Consider the following 15,704-nt stretch of genomic DNA (forward strand, 5'->3'; position numbering starts at 1 on the left):
AACAGCAATCAAGCATTTATCTTTTAATTGATGACCAAAGAACTATATTCGATCTCACACATTGCCAAAATATTAAAAGCGCAATCTTTTTTACCTCATCCCGATAATGTAATTAGAAAGCTTTTAACTGATAGTAGAACGGTAATTGATCCAGAAGGCTCTTTGTTTTTTGCGGTTAAGGCGCAGCGTGATGGTCATTCTTTTATACACCATGCCTACCAAAATGGTATCCGGAATTTTGTTGTTTCTGATTTAGGCTATGCCGAAAAGTATGCTGATGCCAACTTTTTATTGGTAAATAATGTGTTGCAGGCCTTACAAGACTTGGCAGCTTACAATAGAAATGCAAATGATTTAAAAGTAATTGGCATTACTGGTAGTAATGGTAAAACAATTGTTAAAGAGTGGCTTTATCAATTATTAGCAGCAGATTTTAATATTGTTCGTAGCCCAAAGAGTTTTAATTCGCAAATCGGTGTACCACTATCTGTTTGGCAAATTTTGCCAGAACATACATTGGCTATATTTGAAGCCGGTATTTCTAGGAAAGAAGAAATGGGTAGTTTGGCAGAAGTTATTCAGCCAACAATAGGTATTTTAACAAATATTGGCGAGGCACATGCAGAAGGTTTTGAGAATAAAGAAGAGAAACTAGCCGAAAAACTAAAGCTTTTTAAACAGACAGAATTGTTTATTTATGCCCCAGAATATGTTGCTGGAATAAATATTTCGGACTTACCCGGAGAAAAGAAATTCTCTTGGAGTATGACTTTGCCGGCTGATTTGAAAATTTCTTTTATCGAACCTATTGAAGGTAGAAGTTACATCAGGGCAATTTATCAGGAAAAAGAAATAGAGTGTTTAATTCCGTTTATTGACAAAGCTGCGGTTGAGAATGGGATTATTTGTTGGGCTACTTTATTGGCACTTGGGTATTCGCCCGAAGAAGCTGATTTGCGTTTAGAAAAATTGACGCAAGTAAGTATGCGTTTAGAATTGATTAACGGAATAGAGAATTGCTCCATTATTGATGATTCTTACAGTGCAGATATTTCTTCCCTGGCCATTGCCTTAGATTTTTTAAATTCTCAAAATCAGCACCCTAAAAAGACATTAATCTTGTCAGATATTTATGAAACTGGTAAAAAGAATGAAGTTTTATATGCAGAAATTGCAGCTTTATTAGCTCAGAAAAACTTAAATAGATTAATTGGTATTGGCCCAAATATTTCAGCATTTGCCGATCTATTTAGTATGGAAGCTTCTTTTTATGAAAGTACCCAATCATTTGTAGAAAATTTACCAGCCATTCATTTCAGTAATGAAACGATTTTAGTTAAAGGTGCTCGCCGTTTTGAATTTGAAAAAATTAGCAAATTATTAACGCTGAAAATTCATGATACTGTTTTAGAGATTAATTTAAATGCTTTGGCAGCTAACTTACAATTTTATCGTTCTAAGTTAAAAGCTGGCGTAAAAGTGATGGCTATGGTTAAAGCTTTTTCTTATGGAAGTGGAAGTTTTGAAATTGCCAACTTGTTACAATACCACAAAGTGGATTATTTGGCCGTTGCTTATGCAGATGAAGGCATCGCCCTGCGTAAAGCTGGAATAAGTTTGCCAATTATGGTAATGAGTCCGGAACCCTCAGCTTTTGAAGCAATGGTTAAACATCAATTAGAGCCAGAAATTTATAACAGTAATATTCTAAAAAGCTTCCTTAACTTTTTACCCGCTTACGAAAAGAATTTTCCGATTCATTTAAAATTAGATACTGGCATGCATAGGTTAGGTTTTGAGCGAACTGACTTGCCAGCATTATTAAAAATACTAAAAGATAACAATCAGTTAAAAGTAGTTTCAATTTTTACACATTTAGTGGCAAGCGCTGATACAGAACACGATGAATTTACAACACATCAGCTCAATGAATTTGCCTATTTATATAAGGAGCTGGAGCACCAATTAGGGTATCAGCCAATGAGGCATGCTTTAAACACCTCTGGGGTTACAAGATGGCAAAATGCCCAAATGGATATGGTTCGGGTAGGTATTGGCTTATATGGCTTTGATAGTGCATTAGATCACAACAAAGGATTACAAACCGTAGCTGTTTTAAAAACAACTGTAACACAGGTGAAAGAATTGAAAGCTGGAGAAACTGTGGGATACAGCAGAAAAGGGATAATGTCAAACGGTGGAAAAATTGCTACTGTAAAAATTGGTTATGCAGATGGTTACAATCGTACTTTCGGTAATGGAGTAGGAAAAATGTTGATACACGGCAAATTAGTACCCACAATTGGTTCTATATGTATGGATATGTGTATGTTGGATATAACGGGGATGCATGTTAAAACAGGGGATGAAGTTATCGTATTTAATGAACAGCATACAATTGTAGATTTGGCGGAACAGATTGGCACCATCCCTTATGAAATTTTAACTAATGTTTCTCAAAGAGTGAAAAGAGTTTATTTTTACGAATAAATTAAATTTCAATGTATAGGGCCATTATTTTAGTTGTGTTGTTAAATCTATATTGCACTAATATAAAAGCGCAACAAAGTAATCCTGTTGTAAAGCTTAAATTAGATTTAACAAAAAGCGCCCAGGTAATTGAGAACTTTGGATCATCAGGCTGCTGGTATTCCGAAAGCGTGGGTAACTTTTGGCCAAGTGATAAAAAGAATAAAATTGCAGAATTGCTTTTCAGCCAAAAAATTAATGACAATGGGAGCTTGGCAGGTATTGGTTTATCGGCTTGGCGTTTTAACGTTGGAGCAGGTACACTTGAACAAGGTAACAACAGTGGTATTAAGGATTTCAATAGAAGAACAGATTCCTTTTTAAATCCAGATGGGACTTATGATTGGAACAAGCAAGTAGGCCAACGTTTTTTTCTTCAAAAAGCAAAAGATTACGATGTAGGAACACTAATTGCCTTTTCTAATTCGCCACCAGTACAATTTACTAAAAACGGTTTAGGCTTTAAAACAGAAAAAGACTTTACAACTAATCTTAGGGATGATAGCTATGAAGATTATGCTAAGTTTTTAACAAATGTGATGAAGCACTTTGATCAGCAAAAAATTCATTTCAACTACATATCTCCTGTAAATGAACCGCAATGGGATTGGTCTAGAAAACCTGGAGAAGCAGACCAAGAAGGAACACCTTGGACAAATAAAGAAATTTTTGAAGTTGCCAAAACCTTAAATAACGCACTTGAAAAAGAAAAGCTAACCGGCAAGATTTTAGTGCCGGAAGCTGCTATGCTCAATTATCTGTATGCTGGATCAGGAAAAGCAACACGCCAAATCCAAAGTTTTTTTGATGTGAAAAGTGCGTTATACATTGGTAATTTATCCCATGTCCCAAAAATTATTGCTGGCCATAGCTATTTTACAGAATCAAATAATAAAGTGCTTTTAGAAACAAGAAAGCAATTAGCTGATACCATAAAAAAATACAAACTAAACTTTTGGCAATCTGAATATTCTATGCTGGCGGATGGCTTTAGAGAAGGTCAACAGGGAGATAGAAGCCCTATGGATTGTGCGTTGTTTTTGGCAAAAGTTATACATTCTGATTTAACTGTAGGCAATGCAACTGCTTGGCAATTTTGGAATGCCTACGAGCCTGGAAGCGCAAAGCGAAATACAAGGTATTACTTAATTGCGCTACAGCCCAAACCCGATTTTAAAAATGGCGAATTTACTGTTACTAAAAATTTGTGGGCTTTAGGACATTACAGTAGGTTTGTTAGGCCAGGAATGAGAAGGGTTTTAACAGAAACTATTGCTGAAAAAGAAAGTGAGGCACAAAAAGATCTACTTGTTTCTGCTTTTAAGAACGAAAATAATCAATTAGTGTTAGTTGTAATTAATTATGGGAAGATTGATATTGATGTGGAACTAGCAATTAAGAATGCAAAAAGAAATTATACTACAACCACTACTTATACAACCAGTGCAGAAGAAAAGGTTGATATGAGATTACAAAGCAAAAAGAAATCATCAGATGTGATGAAAATTCAGGCAAGATCTATTCAAACTATCTTGGTAGATTAAACCAAACAACTCCATAATATTTTCGCTATTTTTGCACTATGAATAGGATAGGAAGAGCGCTTTTAAATTACTTGATCAAAGGATTATTAATTGTAGTGCCAATTGCCCTAAGCATTTTTATTGTAGTTGGGGCAGTAACAACTGTTGATAGTTGGTTAAATATCAATAATATTTTTGGTGTAAACCCTTTAACTGGCGAGAATAGAAATATACCTGGTTTAGGTTTAGGCTTGGTTATCACCATCATTTTATTAGCTGGGATTTTTGTAACTAACTTCGTTACGGAGCCAATGTACAATTGGTTTCAACGGATCATTAATAAGCTACCCTTACTCAACTTTATTTTTTCTTCTATAAAAGATTTAACAGAAGCTTTTGTTGGCGATGAGAAGAAATTTAATAATCCTGTGCTGGTAGAAGTTGAGGGTGGGATGAAACGTATCGGGTTTTTAACGCAAAATGACTTATCTAAGCTTGACTTGCCAGGAGATGTAATTGTATATTTTCCGTTTTCATATTCTTTTGCCGGGCAGGTTTATGTGGTAAGCAAAGACAAGATCAAGCCATTAAAAATGAGTGCGGCTGATGCAATGAAACTTGTGGTTAGTGGTGGTGTTAGTCATTTTTAAGCTTAGAAACTTCTAGTAATTATTGGTACTAATACTATAAAAAGAATAAAAGCTATCAATATCCTTGTAAAAAATTCTTTAATAAATATCCCTGCTAATAGCATTACTTCATCATCGGTATTGGTAATAATAAACCCGCTTGATGAACTGGCCTGATATGAAATTTGTTTTTCTTTAGAGTCGGTAATGGCCCATCTAGAATACCAATTATTAATAAAACTCCAAGTATACTGCTCTCCAGATTTCATTTCTAGCATAGCCTTGGTATGCCAAATATCATAAGTAATAGTACCAATTACCTCATTTTTATTGTTCAATATTTTTGAAGTAGGGTTTAAGAAATTTTCAGTCTTAAAAAGATAAGAATTTTGTAAGCCCATTCCTCTTGCTTCATTTTTAAGTGAAGCAAAAAATAAACTACCCTTTATATTCCCATTAGAAAATAGCTGATAATTGCTATCAAAAATGCCTTTGTTCCAAGTTAAATGATTTTCCATAGGATTGGATATTTAATAACTTATAGACTAATAAGGTGTGATTTAGTTACAGTTACAATTTTGTTAATCCTAATTTTTGGTCAAAAAAATAGCCAACTTTAGGTTGGCTATACTATTGTGTGATCCGCAATTAAAAATTCGGTTTCAATACATATTTATTGTAGAATCTAAAGATATGTTCTGCGGCCTCTTCTGCAGTATCAACCAATCTAAATAGATTTAAATCTTCAGCATGTATGTTATGTTCTTTTTCTAACATGTGGCTTTTAATCCAATCTACTAAACCGCCCCAATAATCCTTGCCTACCAATACAATAGGGAAACGTGCAATTTTACCTGTTTGAATTAAAGTAATTGCCTCAAATAATTCATCCATTGTGCCCATTCCGCCAGGCAACACCACAAACCCTTGCGAATATTTCATAAACATTACTTTTCTAATAAAAAAGTAATCGAATTCTAACAGTTTATTGTGGTCAATGTATTTGTTATGGAATTGTTCAAAAGGTAAATCGATATTTAAACCTACAGACTTACCACCATTCATGTGGGCTCCTTTGTTACCGGCTTCCATAATACCTGGGCCACCACCTGTAATTACACCGTAGCCACGATCTGTTAGTAAACGACCACATTCTACCGCAATTTGATAATATGGATTAGTTTCTGCAGTACGAGCAGAACCAAAAATACTTACACATGGACCAATTTTAGCCAACTTCTCAAATCCGTCTACAAATTCTGCCATAATTTTAAAAATCTGCCAGCTATCTGTAACTTTTATTTCTTGCCAATCTTTATTTGCAAAAGCACTTCTTATCTTTTCTTCACTTGTCATTTTCTTAGCTATTTATCATTAGTTCAATGGTCTCATTGGTTCATTAGGCGTAATGATGGATTATCAGTGCGCCCTACACAAATTAACGAATGAAAAATTGAACTGTTTTAAAACTTAGTTTGTTGATCTGTTTTCTTACTGATCAGTAATAAGCCTACAAAGGTAATCAATCCGTTCACTAATATCAGTTCAACACTGAAAACATATCCACCAAGTAACTCTTTAGAGTTTGAAGCAACTAGATAACATAGTATTGGAGCTATAATACAAACGATTGGGACTAACTTGTCGTGTAACCCTCTTTTTTTAACGAATAATCCAAATGAATAAAGACCTAATAATGGGCCATATGTATAAGAAGCTATTTGAAAAATTAAACTAACAACAGAAGAGCTATTTACCGCGTTTATAACCAATATCACTAAAAACATCAAAATAGAAAAGCCAATATGTACCATGTGTCTTTTTTTAACTGCGTCTTTCTTTTCTAGATTTTCTTTTTTATTCATGCCTAAAAAATCTACGCAAAATGATGTTGTTAATGCTGTTAAAGCACTATCAGTTGTTGCAAATGTGGCTGCAGTTAAACCTAGCATAAACACTATTGCCGGTATAGTAGTTAAGTGATTTAAGGCTATTTCTGGGAACAAAAAGTCGGTACGAGGCTTATTTGTAATGTGGTCTAAAGGAATATCTATTCCATTTTTTGTAGCAAAAACATACAATAAAGCACCTACACTTAAAAAGAAAATATTTAAAATAACAAATATCCCTGTAAACGTAAACATGTTCTTTTTCGCTTCGCCAATAGTTTTCATGCTTAGGTTTTTTTGCATCAAATCTTGATCTAAGCCCGTCATGGCAATAGTTACAAAAATACCTCCAATGAATTGTTTACTGAGGTAAAATTTATTTGCTAAGAAATCATCCAAAAAGAAAATTTTAGAATAACTGCTATTCTTTATAGTCTCAAAAGCTTGTGGTATATTTAAATCTAAGCTGCTACAAACAAAATAAATAGTTAAAAACACAGATAACACTAAGAAAAACGTTTGTAAAGTATCGGTTATAATGATAGTTTTTAAACCTCCTTTAAAAGTGTAAGACCAAATTAGGCCTAACGAAATTAAAACAGTTGCCCAAAATGGAACACCATAACTGTCGAATATAAATCGTTGTAATACAATTACTACAAGATATAGCCTGGTAGCTGAACCCAAAGTACGACTCAATAAGAATATAGATGCGGCAGTTTTATAGCTATAATGACCAAGTCTTTGCTCTATATAACCATAAATGGATGTTAAATTCATTCTGTAGTACAGCGGTAGTAGTACAGTAGCGATAATAATAAAGCCAACAGCATTTCCTAAAACAAATTGAAAATACTGAAATTGATTCCCACTCGGCGCTCCAACTTCTCCTGGAACAGAAATAAAAGTTACTCCAGATAAGGCAGTTCCAATCATTCCAAACGCAACTAAATACCATTTGGAATTTTTATTGGCAATAAAAAAAGTTGAGTTATCAGAAGATTTTCTTGATGTCGCAAAAGCGATAATGATTAAAAGGGCAAAATAGCCAATTAAAAAACACAGTAGTATGGTTGGACTCATAATTTATATTTAGCTGTTAAATGTAAGAATTTACAATTTCAAATCAATTGCTAGGTTAAAAATAAATAAAGGTTGATAGTTTACGGTCAATAGTTAATGGTTTTGGTGTGCAATGAGCAAAACGATATTTTTAATGCATCTTGGCTATCAACTATTAACTATAATCCATTAACCATCTGCAAAAATACCATACTTTTTTTATTAAATTTGTAAGATGAATTTTTCTTCTAAACTGCTCGAAGATGCTGTAAATGAATTTTCTAAACTACCTGGTGTAGGGCAAAAAACTGCCTTGCGTTTGGTATTGCATTTATTAAATAAAGAGCAGGAAGAAGTTTCGCATTTTGGCAATACCTTAATTAGGCTAAAAGAAGAAATTAAGCATTGTAATATTTGTCATAACATCTCAGACAGTAATACTTGTAGCATTTGTTCTGCTGTTAAAAGAGAAAAGGAAACAATTTGTGTGGTAGAAGATACACGTGATGTAATGGCGATCGAAAATACCAATCAGTTTTTTGGGGTTTACCATGTATTGGGAGGTTTAATTTCACCAATGGATGGTATTGGCCCATCAGATTTATACATTGATAGTTTAGTACAACGCGTAGCTACAACGCCAGTAAAAGAAATCATTTTGGCTTTAAGTGCCAATATGGAAGGAGATACTACGCTATTTTATTTGCATAAACGCTTAAAAGATTTTCAAATTCCAATTACAACCATTGCCAGAGGTATTGCCTTTGGCGGCGAATTAGAATATGCTGATGAAATTACTTTAGGTCGTTCTATTATTACTAGGGTCCCATACGAAGGTTCATTTAAATAATTATGAGAAATCTTATACTTTTAATATTATTATTCATTGTTTCTCCGAAACTCAACGTTGCACAAACAAAAATTCATTCGCATAACGATTACGAACAGAAGAGACCTTTTTTAGAAGCTTATGAATTTAAAGTAGACCAACTAGAGGCAGATGTTTTTTTGGTTGGTGATTCATTAATTGTTGCCCATACTAAAAAACAGATTAATTCTGCCAATACATTAAATAAAATCTATTTAGATCCAATAGCAGTATTTTTTAAGCAATATAAAAATAGGGTTAGCATAGAGAAAAAGTATACTTTTAATTTAATGATTGATGTGAAAGAGAACTGGAACTTAGTGTTTCCGGTACTAAAAAAAGAGATTGAGAAATATGGTGAGGTATTTAATAGCAGCAAGAGTAAATATGCCATAAAAATTGTAATTAGTGGCAATAGACCTGTAGATTCACTATATCACACTTTTCCTAGTTGGGTTTATTTTGATGGCTTACCGAATATCAGCTATGCGCCGGAAGATTTTAAACGAGTAACTATGATTAGCGATAATTTTGCCAATTATTCTAAATGGAAAGGGGTAGGCGAAATACCTGTAGCTGATAAAGAAAAATTACTATCTGCGGTAAAGCAAGCAAATGCCCAACACAGATATTTTCGTTTTTGGGGTGCTCCAGACACTAAAGATAGTTGGAAACAATTAAACGAACTAGGCAGAGTAATTATAAATACGGATAAAATTAGTGAGAGTAAAACTTACTTCAATAATAAATAAATGAGTTTTAAAGATAAAGTAATCGTCATTACTGGTGCCTCTTCTGGTATTGGTAAAGCATTGGCAGAAGAATTAGCTAAACGCGGAGCGCATGTAGTATTAGGTGCTCGCCAATACGTAACACTTTGTGAAATTACAGCATCATTAGAAACAAAATATGGTATTAAAGCGCTAGCCGTTCAAGCTGATGTGAGTAAGGAAGAAGATTGCGCACAGTTAATTAAACAGGCACTAAGCACATTTGGTAAAATAGATGTTTTGATAAATAATGCAGGGCTTTCTATGCGTGCTTTATTTAATGATGTTGATTTAGCTGTATTAAAAAACCTAATGGATGTGAATTTCTGGGGTACAGTTTATTGTACAAAATATGCATTGCCAGAAATTTTAAAAACCAAAGGTAGCATAGTTGGAATATCTTCCATTGCAGGTTATAGAGGTTTACCAGGTAGAACGGGTTATTCCTCATCAAAATTTGCGATGAATGGATTTCTAGAATCCTTAAGGACAGAAATGCTTAAAACCGGAGTACATGTGATGGTTGCTTGTCCAGGTTTTACCACCTCAAATATTCGTGTGGCTGCTTTATCAAAAGATGGCGCTGCACATGGCGAAACGAGTATGGAAGAAGGTAAAATGATGACATCTGAAGCAGTTGCCGAAATAATTAGTGATGGCATTGCAAATAGAAAAAGAACACTAATTATGACTGGGCAAGGTAAACTTGCAGTTTGGATGAATAAATTATTTCCAAAATTTACCGACAAAAAAGTCTTTGAGTTGTTCGCTAAAGAAAAAAATCCGCTAATAAAATAGAACCAAGATTTGAACCTAGCCTATTCATTGCTCTTTGTTCTTTCATCAAAAAAAACATGCATCTAAGAACAATAGTTATGATTTTCGCTTTCCTTGGTCAGATTTTTACTGGCTCTGCCCAAATACGTGTAGCAAAAAATATCAATTATGCTGGTAATACTAATGAAGCTAACACATTAAATATTTATCAAAAAAAAGGAGATACTCAAAATCAAGATGTTATTGTTTTTATTCACGGAGGTTCATGGAGCAGTGGAAAAAAAGAGACTTATTGGTGGCTGGGAAGAAATCTGGCGAAAAATAATATTGTCACAGCGGTAATTAATTATCCTTTGGCACCAAGTGTAACCTATAAAGAAATGGCTGCCGCTGGTGCACAAGCAGTTAAATGGTTGCAAGATAGTATTGCAACTTATGGCGGAAACCCTAAACGGATCTTTGTAATGGGTCACTCTGCTGGAGGGCATTTGGCAGAATTAATCAATTCAGACCCTCAATATTTTAAAGAATTAGGCATCGCTAATCCAATAAAAGGTGTCATTTTAAATGATGCATTTGGCTTAGATATGGAAGAGTATTTAACCAAAGCCGAAAAAGATAGCTATTATACAGATTTCATTAGAACTTTTAGTAGTGAATCAAAAACATGGCAGATTGCTTCACCTTTATTTTATGTGAAAAATATCAGCAATCCACATTTACTGTTTTATGGGACTAAAACTTATCCAGCTATACAAATACAAACTGAGTACATGTATAAAATATTACAAGCTCAAAAAGTACCAGTAAAGCTAGAAGTTATTGAAGGTAAAAAACATGTTGGTATGATCAGTCAAATGATTTGGGGAAGAAATAGACTCTATCAAAGTATCTTTAAATTTCTAAGAGAGATTAATTAATCATTTCTAAATCTTACATTTTAAAACTGTTTATTTAGATGGAATCATGAATGGGTATTGTCATTTTAGCTCTTAAATACTTTGTATTTTGTATTAAAAATGACAGAATTTAAAAATATTTTAAGAAAGATTTTGCAAATAGTAAAAACTATTCCATATTTGTCACAGAATGATACAAGTAAACGTAAATAAAAATTGGTGGTGGCATAACGCAACAGCGTGATGTAATCCTATTTATACGTTTATTTTTTTATAAAAATATTTTGAGGGTTGCTTGTAAAAAGGCAACCTTTTTTGTTTTAAACCCATGAAGAAAATACTAAACCATTTATTTGAGAATAAAACCTTTAGCAGAGCTGAGGCACAGAAAATATTAACTTCTATTGCTTTGGGCGAGTTTAATAGTTCGCAAATTGCAGCTTTTATTACTGCATATGGAATGCGGAATATTACAGTTGATGAGTTACAAGGTTTCCGAGACGCCATGTTAGATTTATGTTTAAAAATAGATCTTTCTAACTATGAATTGGTTGATCTTTGTGGTACTGGTGGAGATGGAAAGGACACCTTTAATATTTCAACATTAGCCTCTTTTGTAGTGGCAGGTGCGGGTCATAAGGTAGCAAAACATGGTAATTATGGAGTTTCTTCTGGTTGCGGTTCATCTAATGTAATGGAATATTTAGGTTACACTTTCACCAACGACGAAGACAAGTTGAAACGTAGTTTAGACCAAGCAGGAATATGCTTTTTACATGCCCCATTGTTTAACCCAGCGATGAAAACGGTTGCGCCAATAAGAAAAGAGCTGGGTGTTAAAACCTTCTTTAACATGTTAGGTCCAATGGTAAATCCGGCACAACCTAAAAACCAAATTGTGGGAGTGTTTAGTTTAGAATTAGCTCGATTGTACGCTTATCTATATCAACAAACTGATAAAAATTATATCATAATCCATGCAGTTGATGGTTTTGATGAAGTATCAATGACTTGTGATTTTAAAACCTTTAGTAAAAAGGGAGAAGCATTAAATAAGATTTCTGATTTAGGTTTTGAAGAAATTAGTGAGGCAGCTATTCAGGGAGGTGATACTGTAGAATCATCTGCGGCTATTTTTACGGATATTTTAAATGGAACTGGTACAGATGCACAAATAAATGTGGTATTATGCAACGCAGCTCTAGCCATTCAAACAATTAAACAAGATGCAACATTTGCCGATTGTTACTATGAAGCTGAACAATCTCTAGTGACTAAAAAAGCTTTAGAGAGTTTTAAAAAATTAATAACTGTTTAATAAAATCGTCATGCTGAACTTGTTTCAGTATCTGGCTAGTAGGAAATTAAACATTAAGAAACAGGAGACCTTAATTACCTTAACTTCTTAATGTTTATAATATGAATGTTAAAAATAAGATGAAGTTGAAAATCAAAGTATGTGGAATGAAACAAGCGAGTAACATCGCCGCTGTGGCAGAATTGCAACCTGATTACTTAGGTTTTATATTCTATCATAAATCGCCACGTTTAATAAGTGATGTTTCAGCCGAGTTGATTAAATATGTGCCACCAACAATTAAAACAACAGGTGTTTTTGTAGATGAGGAGCTAGAAATAGTAAAACAAAATATTATTAAGTACAATTTAAAAGCAGTGCAATTACATGGCCAAGAAAGTGTAGCTTATTGTACAGCATTACGATCTAGCGGTGCAGAAATAATTAAAGCTTTTGGTGTAAATGAAGATTTTAATTTTGCACAATTAGCAGCATATTTAAACTCAGTTGATTATTTTCTGTTCGATACACAAACTCCTGCACATGGAGGTTCTGGTAAAGTATTCGACTGGAATTTACTACAGAATTACGCGCTAGATAAACCTTACTTTTTAAGTGGGGGAATTGATTTAACACATACGACAACAATAAAAAATATAAATGATGCGAGACTTTATGCCTTAGATGTAAACAGCAAATTTGAGCTAGAACCAGGACTAAAGGATGTAGAAAAGTTAAGAGAATTTTTTAAGGAGATGAAAAAATAAATCGTCATATAGAACGAGGTACGAGGAGGTATCTGTTGTAAAAAAGCATAGAACCAACAGATTTCTCGTCGCTGCTCACTCGAAATGACGGTTATAACAATAAAATTATGAGCTATTTTGTAAACGAGAGAGGTTATTACGGAGATTTTGGAGGAGCGTACATCCCTGAAATGCTATACCCAAATGTAGAAGAGTTAAGGCAACAATACTTAAACATCATTCATGATGAAAGCTTTCAGCATGAATTTAAAGCTTTATTGAAAGATTATGTTGGTCGCCCTTCGCCGTTGTATTTGGCGAAACGTTTATCGCAAAAGTATGGCGCAAATATTTTCTTAAAACGAGAAGATTTAAACCATACCGGAGCACATAAAATTAACAATACCATTGGTCAGATTTTATTGGCAGAACGATTAGGAAAAAAACGCATCATTGCCGAAACAGGTGCTGGTCAGCATGGTGTAGCAACAGCAACTGTATGTGCTTTACGAGGTTTAGAATGTGTGGTTTACATGGGTGAGGTAGATATTAAGCGTCAGGCACCAAACGTAGCCCGTATGAAAATGTTGGGAGCAAAAGTTGTTCCTGCAACTTCAGGTAGTAAAACCTTAAAGGATGCTACCAATGAGGCAATGAGAGATTGGATTAACAACCCTATTGATACCCATTACATTATTGGTTCTGTAGTTGGCCCACATCCTTATCCAGATATGGTTTCTATTTTTCAGTCTGTAATTTCTGAAGAGACTAAGAAACAACTATTAGAACAAACAGGTAAAGACCAACCAGATTATGTAATGGCCTGTGTAGGTGGTGGAAGTAACGCTGCAGGTATGTTCTATCATTTTATAGATGATGAAAATGTTAAGCTAATAGCCGTTGAAGCTGCTGGTAAAGGTGTAAATTCTGGTTTTTCTGCAGCAACAACTCTGCTAGGTAAAGAAGGTGTTTTACATGGTAGTAGAAGTATTTTAATGCAAACTCCAGATGGACAAGTAGTAGAACCTCATTCGGTTTCTGCAGGACTAGATTATCCTGGTATTGGGCCACAACACGCACATTTATTTAAAACAGGTCGTGGAAAATATGTATCTATTACAGATGATGAATCATTGAATGCAGGTTTATTGTTAACCCAATTAGAAGGAATCATTCCGGCAATTGAAAGTGCGCATGCCCTAGCTTACCTCGAATACATGGATCTAAAAGCCGACGAAAACGTGGTAGTTTGTTTATCCGGTAGGGGAGACAAAGACATGGAAACTTATATGAAACACTTTAATTTATAACCCCTAAATCCCCTAAAGGGGACTTTTGAGGCCGATTTTTTAACTATTTAATAAAGCCCCTTTAGGGGTATGGGCTATGAACAGATTACAACAACTCTTCAAAAATAAAAAGAAAAATATTTTATCTATCTATTATACAGCGGGTTATCCGAACCTGAACGATACCTTACAAATTGCTGAGGCCCTAGAAAAGTCTGGTGCAGATTTTTTAGAAATAGGTTTTCCATATTCAGATCCTGTTGCTGATGGACCAACAATTCAAGCCAGTAGTAAACAATCCTTAGATCAGGGGATGACATTACAAGTGTTGTTTGACCAATTGAAGGATTTGCGTAAAACAGTTACCATTCCAATCTTATTGATGGGTTATGTTAATCCAGTTTTGCAATATGGTGTAGAAAATTTCTGTAAAGCTTGTGCAGAGACGGGAATAGATGGTTGTATCATTCCAGATTTACCAATGTATGAATACGAAGAAATGTATCACACTTGTTTTGAGGAACATGGTGTAAGTAACATCTTTTTGGTAACACCCCAAACTTCCGAAGAACGCATTCGTAAAATAGATGGTTTAAGTAATGCTTTTATTTATTTGTTGTCTTCTGCTGCAACTACCGGAAAGAATTTGGATGTTTCTGCTGATGCTAGAGCTTATTTTTCGCGTATTAAAGCAATGGAATTAAATAATCCCTTAATGATTGGATTTGGTATTTCAGATAAGAAGACATTCGATTCTGCAAATGAATATGCCAGTGGTGCTATTATTGGTAGTGCGTTTGTAAAAGTTTTAGCCGCTAATGGTGATATAGAAGAAAATATAAAAGGCTTTATGAAGGAGTTTATGGGTTAGTTTATTGGTTTAATAGTTATTACTTGTTTACACGTTATTGCGAGGAGGATGATATCAAAGCTCCATAGACCAATTATTGCATAGGGCATAGATTTATTTTCACTTGCCATGTAGAGAAAGCATTTTAATTAGAATATAAAAAATTGCTAGCAGAATTTGAATTCAACTAGCTCATGTCAACCAACTTAGTAATTAAGCCATCATGAAACTGAAAAACAGATTTCCCTTTCAATTCTATTTGATCTCCATCTTTTAACCCATTTGGCAACGCTATGGCTACAATTCCAGTATAATGAATGTCAACCTCTACATGATTGTCTCCGTAAAAAATTGAAGTAATTTCTTGATGCCTTACTTTAAATATTGCAGCAGCTTGCTCAGCTTGGGTTCTAAATGCAGAAAGCCCATTTAAAGTAAGATTGGGTTCGCCCTTATCAATATTAATAAACTCAATGTCTGGATGTAAGTATGCACACATCCCTTCAAAATCAAAACTGTTGTAAGCAGAGATGTAGTTTTTAATGATTTCTTCTTTGTTATGCGGTGTCATTTGAA

At 34.0% G+C, this 15,704-nt stretch carries 15 protein-coding genes; 11 read left to right on the forward strand and 4 right to left on the reverse strand.

Translation table 11 applies throughout. The features are described from left to right. Window positions 1-30: 30 nt before the first annotated feature. From FA048_RS15330 to FA048_RS15340, 3 genes are read left to right on the forward strand one after another with little or no spacing between them, the layout of a single operon-like run. Entirely contained in the window at window positions 31-2,490 is a 2,460-nt protein-coding gene (locus FA048_RS15330; RefSeq protein WP_136842686.1) for a bifunctional UDP-N-acetylmuramoyl-tripeptide:D-alanyl-D-alanine ligase/alanine racemase, read from the forward strand. Between the two features lie 11 nt (window positions 2,491-2,501). Further along, on the forward strand, window positions 2,502-4,073 hold the full coding sequence (locus FA048_RS15335) for a glycoside hydrolase (protein ID WP_136842689.1): 1,572 nt from the start codon (window positions 2,502-2,504) through the stop codon (window positions 4,071-4,073). Window positions 4,074-4,111: 38 nt separating this feature from the next. Beyond that, window positions 4,112-4,702, forward strand: a complete 591-nt coding sequence (locus tag FA048_RS15340; protein ID WP_136842691.1) for a DUF502 domain-containing protein — start codon at window positions 4,112-4,114, stop codon at window positions 4,700-4,702. A 2-nt stretch (window positions 4,703-4,704) separates the two neighbouring features. Here FA048_RS15340 and FA048_RS15345 read toward each other — a convergent pair whose 3' ends face one another. From FA048_RS15345 to FA048_RS15355, 3 genes are all read right to left on the reverse strand, one after another. Beyond that, the gene (locus FA048_RS15345; RefSeq protein WP_136842693.1) at window positions 4,705-5,199 is read right to left on the reverse strand and encodes a hypothetical protein; all 495 of its coding nucleotides are present in this window, start codon (window positions 5,197-5,199) and stop codon (window positions 4,705-4,707) included. Between the two features lie 130 nt (window positions 5,200-5,329). Further along, window positions 5,330-6,037, reverse strand: coding sequence for an LOG family protein (locus FA048_RS15350; RefSeq protein WP_136842695.1), 708 nt, complete (start codon window positions 6,035-6,037; stop codon window positions 5,330-5,332). Between the two features lie 107 nt (window positions 6,038-6,144). Continuing rightward, window positions 6,145-7,653 (reverse strand): sodium:solute symporter, encoded by a 1,509-nt coding sequence (locus tag FA048_RS15355; RefSeq protein WP_136842698.1) that lies wholly within the window; start codon window positions 7,651-7,653, stop codon window positions 6,145-6,147. A 214-nt stretch (window positions 7,654-7,867) separates the two neighbouring features. On the opposite strand from FA048_RS15355, the gene recR reads away from it, so the two are divergent. The 8 genes from recR to trpA all read left to right on the forward strand — a co-directional run bounded on the left by recR (window position 7,868) and on the right by trpA (window position 15,149). After that, window positions 7,868-8,482 carry a recombination mediator RecR gene (gene recR / locus FA048_RS15360; protein ID WP_136842700.1) on the forward strand — a complete coding sequence of 205 codons (615 nt, stop codon included), beginning with the start codon at window positions 7,868-7,870 and terminating at the stop codon, window positions 8,480-8,482. Between the two features lie 2 nt (window positions 8,483-8,484). After that, a complete protein-coding gene (locus FA048_RS15365; protein ID WP_136842702.1) occupies window positions 8,485-9,252 on the forward strand; it encodes a PI-PLC domain-containing protein in 768 nt (255 codons plus the stop codon). Beyond that, a complete protein-coding gene (locus tag FA048_RS15370) occupies window positions 9,253-10,068 on the forward strand; it encodes an SDR family oxidoreductase (protein WP_136842704.1) in 816 nt (271 codons plus the stop codon). Window positions 10,069-10,145: 77 nt separating this feature from the next. Continuing rightward, a complete protein-coding gene (locus FA048_RS15375; RefSeq protein ID WP_225872556.1) occupies window positions 10,146-10,967 on the forward strand; it encodes an alpha/beta hydrolase in 822 nt (273 codons plus the stop codon). Window positions 10,968-11,274: 307 nt separating this feature from the next. After that, window positions 11,275-12,264, forward strand: a complete 990-nt coding sequence (gene trpD / locus FA048_RS15380; protein WP_136842708.1) for an anthranilate phosphoribosyltransferase — start codon at window positions 11,275-11,277, stop codon at window positions 12,262-12,264. Window positions 12,265-12,383: 119 nt separating this feature from the next. Then, window positions 12,384-13,010 (forward strand): phosphoribosylanthranilate isomerase, encoded by a 627-nt coding sequence (locus tag FA048_RS15385; RefSeq protein WP_205943505.1) that lies wholly within the window; start codon window positions 12,384-12,386, stop codon window positions 13,008-13,010. A gap of 107 nt (window positions 13,011-13,117) precedes the next feature. After that, window positions 13,118-14,299 (forward strand): tryptophan synthase subunit beta, encoded by a 1,182-nt coding sequence (gene trpB / locus FA048_RS15390; RefSeq protein WP_205943506.1) that lies wholly within the window; start codon window positions 13,118-13,120, stop codon window positions 14,297-14,299. A 76-nt stretch (window positions 14,300-14,375) separates the two neighbouring features. Next, window positions 14,376-15,149, forward strand: coding sequence for a tryptophan synthase subunit alpha (gene trpA / locus FA048_RS15395; RefSeq protein WP_136842714.1), 774 nt, complete (start codon window positions 14,376-14,378; stop codon window positions 15,147-15,149). A gap of 166 nt (window positions 15,150-15,315) precedes the next feature. Here trpA and FA048_RS15400 read toward each other — a convergent pair whose 3' ends face one another. Then, window positions 15,316-15,699, reverse strand: coding sequence for a nuclear transport factor 2 family protein (locus FA048_RS15400; protein WP_136842716.1), 384 nt, complete (start codon window positions 15,697-15,699; stop codon window positions 15,316-15,318). Window positions 15,700-15,704: the final 5 nt, after the last annotated feature.

Origin of the sequence: Pedobacter polaris, assembly GCF_005116505.1 — a bacterium.
Lineage (GTDB): Bacteria > Bacteroidota > Bacteroidia > Sphingobacteriales > Sphingobacteriaceae > Pedobacter > Pedobacter polaris.

What these genes read in the sequence shown, in the direction of transcription:
- FA048_RS15385 (WP_205943505.1), top strand. Translation starts at nt 12,384, where the DNA reads ATGAAGTTGAAAATCAAAGTATGTGGAATGAAACAAGCGAGTAACATC.
- FA048_RS15400 (WP_136842716.1), bottom strand. Translation starts at nt 15,699, where the DNA reads ATGACACCGCATAACAAAGAAGAAATCATTAAAAACTACATCTCTGCT.
- FA048_RS15340 (WP_136842691.1), top strand. Translation starts at nt 4,112, where the DNA reads ATGAATAGGATAGGAAGAGCGCTTTTAAATTACTTGATCAAAGGATTA.
- FA048_RS15370 (WP_136842704.1), top strand. Translation starts at nt 9,253, where the DNA reads ATGAGTTTTAAAGATAAAGTAATCGTCATTACTGGTGCCTCTTCTGGT.
- FA048_RS15335 (WP_136842689.1), top strand. Translation starts at nt 2,502, where the DNA reads ATGTATAGGGCCATTATTTTAGTTGTGTTGTTAAATCTATATTGCACT.
- trpD (WP_136842708.1), top strand. Translation starts at nt 11,275, where the DNA reads ATGAAGAAAATACTAAACCATTTATTTGAGAATAAAACCTTTAGCAGA.
- FA048_RS15330 (WP_136842686.1), top strand. Translation starts at nt 31, where the DNA reads ATGACCAAAGAACTATATTCGATCTCACACATTGCCAAAATATTAAAA.
- FA048_RS15350 (WP_136842695.1), bottom strand. Translation starts at nt 6,037, where the DNA reads ATGACAAGTGAAGAAAAGATAAGAAGTGCTTTTGCAAATAAAGATTGG.
- FA048_RS15355 (WP_136842698.1), bottom strand. Translation starts at nt 7,653, where the DNA reads ATGAGTCCAACCATACTACTGTGTTTTTTAATTGGCTATTTTGCCCTT.
- trpA (WP_136842714.1), top strand. Translation starts at nt 14,376, where the DNA reads ATGAACAGATTACAACAACTCTTCAAAAATAAAAAGAAAAATATTTTA.
- FA048_RS15375 (WP_225872556.1), top strand. Translation starts at nt 10,146, where the DNA reads ATGATTTTCGCTTTCCTTGGTCAGATTTTTACTGGCTCTGCCCAAATA.
- FA048_RS15365 (WP_136842702.1), top strand. Translation starts at nt 8,485, where the DNA reads ATGAGAAATCTTATACTTTTAATATTATTATTCATTGTTTCTCCGAAA.
- recR (WP_136842700.1), top strand. Translation starts at nt 7,868, where the DNA reads ATGAATTTTTCTTCTAAACTGCTCGAAGATGCTGTAAATGAATTTTCT.
- trpB (WP_205943506.1), top strand. Translation starts at nt 13,118, where the DNA reads ATGAGCTATTTTGTAAACGAGAGAGGTTATTACGGAGATTTTGGAGGA.
- FA048_RS15345 (WP_136842693.1), bottom strand. Translation starts at nt 5,199, where the DNA reads ATGGAAAATCATTTAACTTGGAACAAAGGCATTTTTGATAGCAATTAT.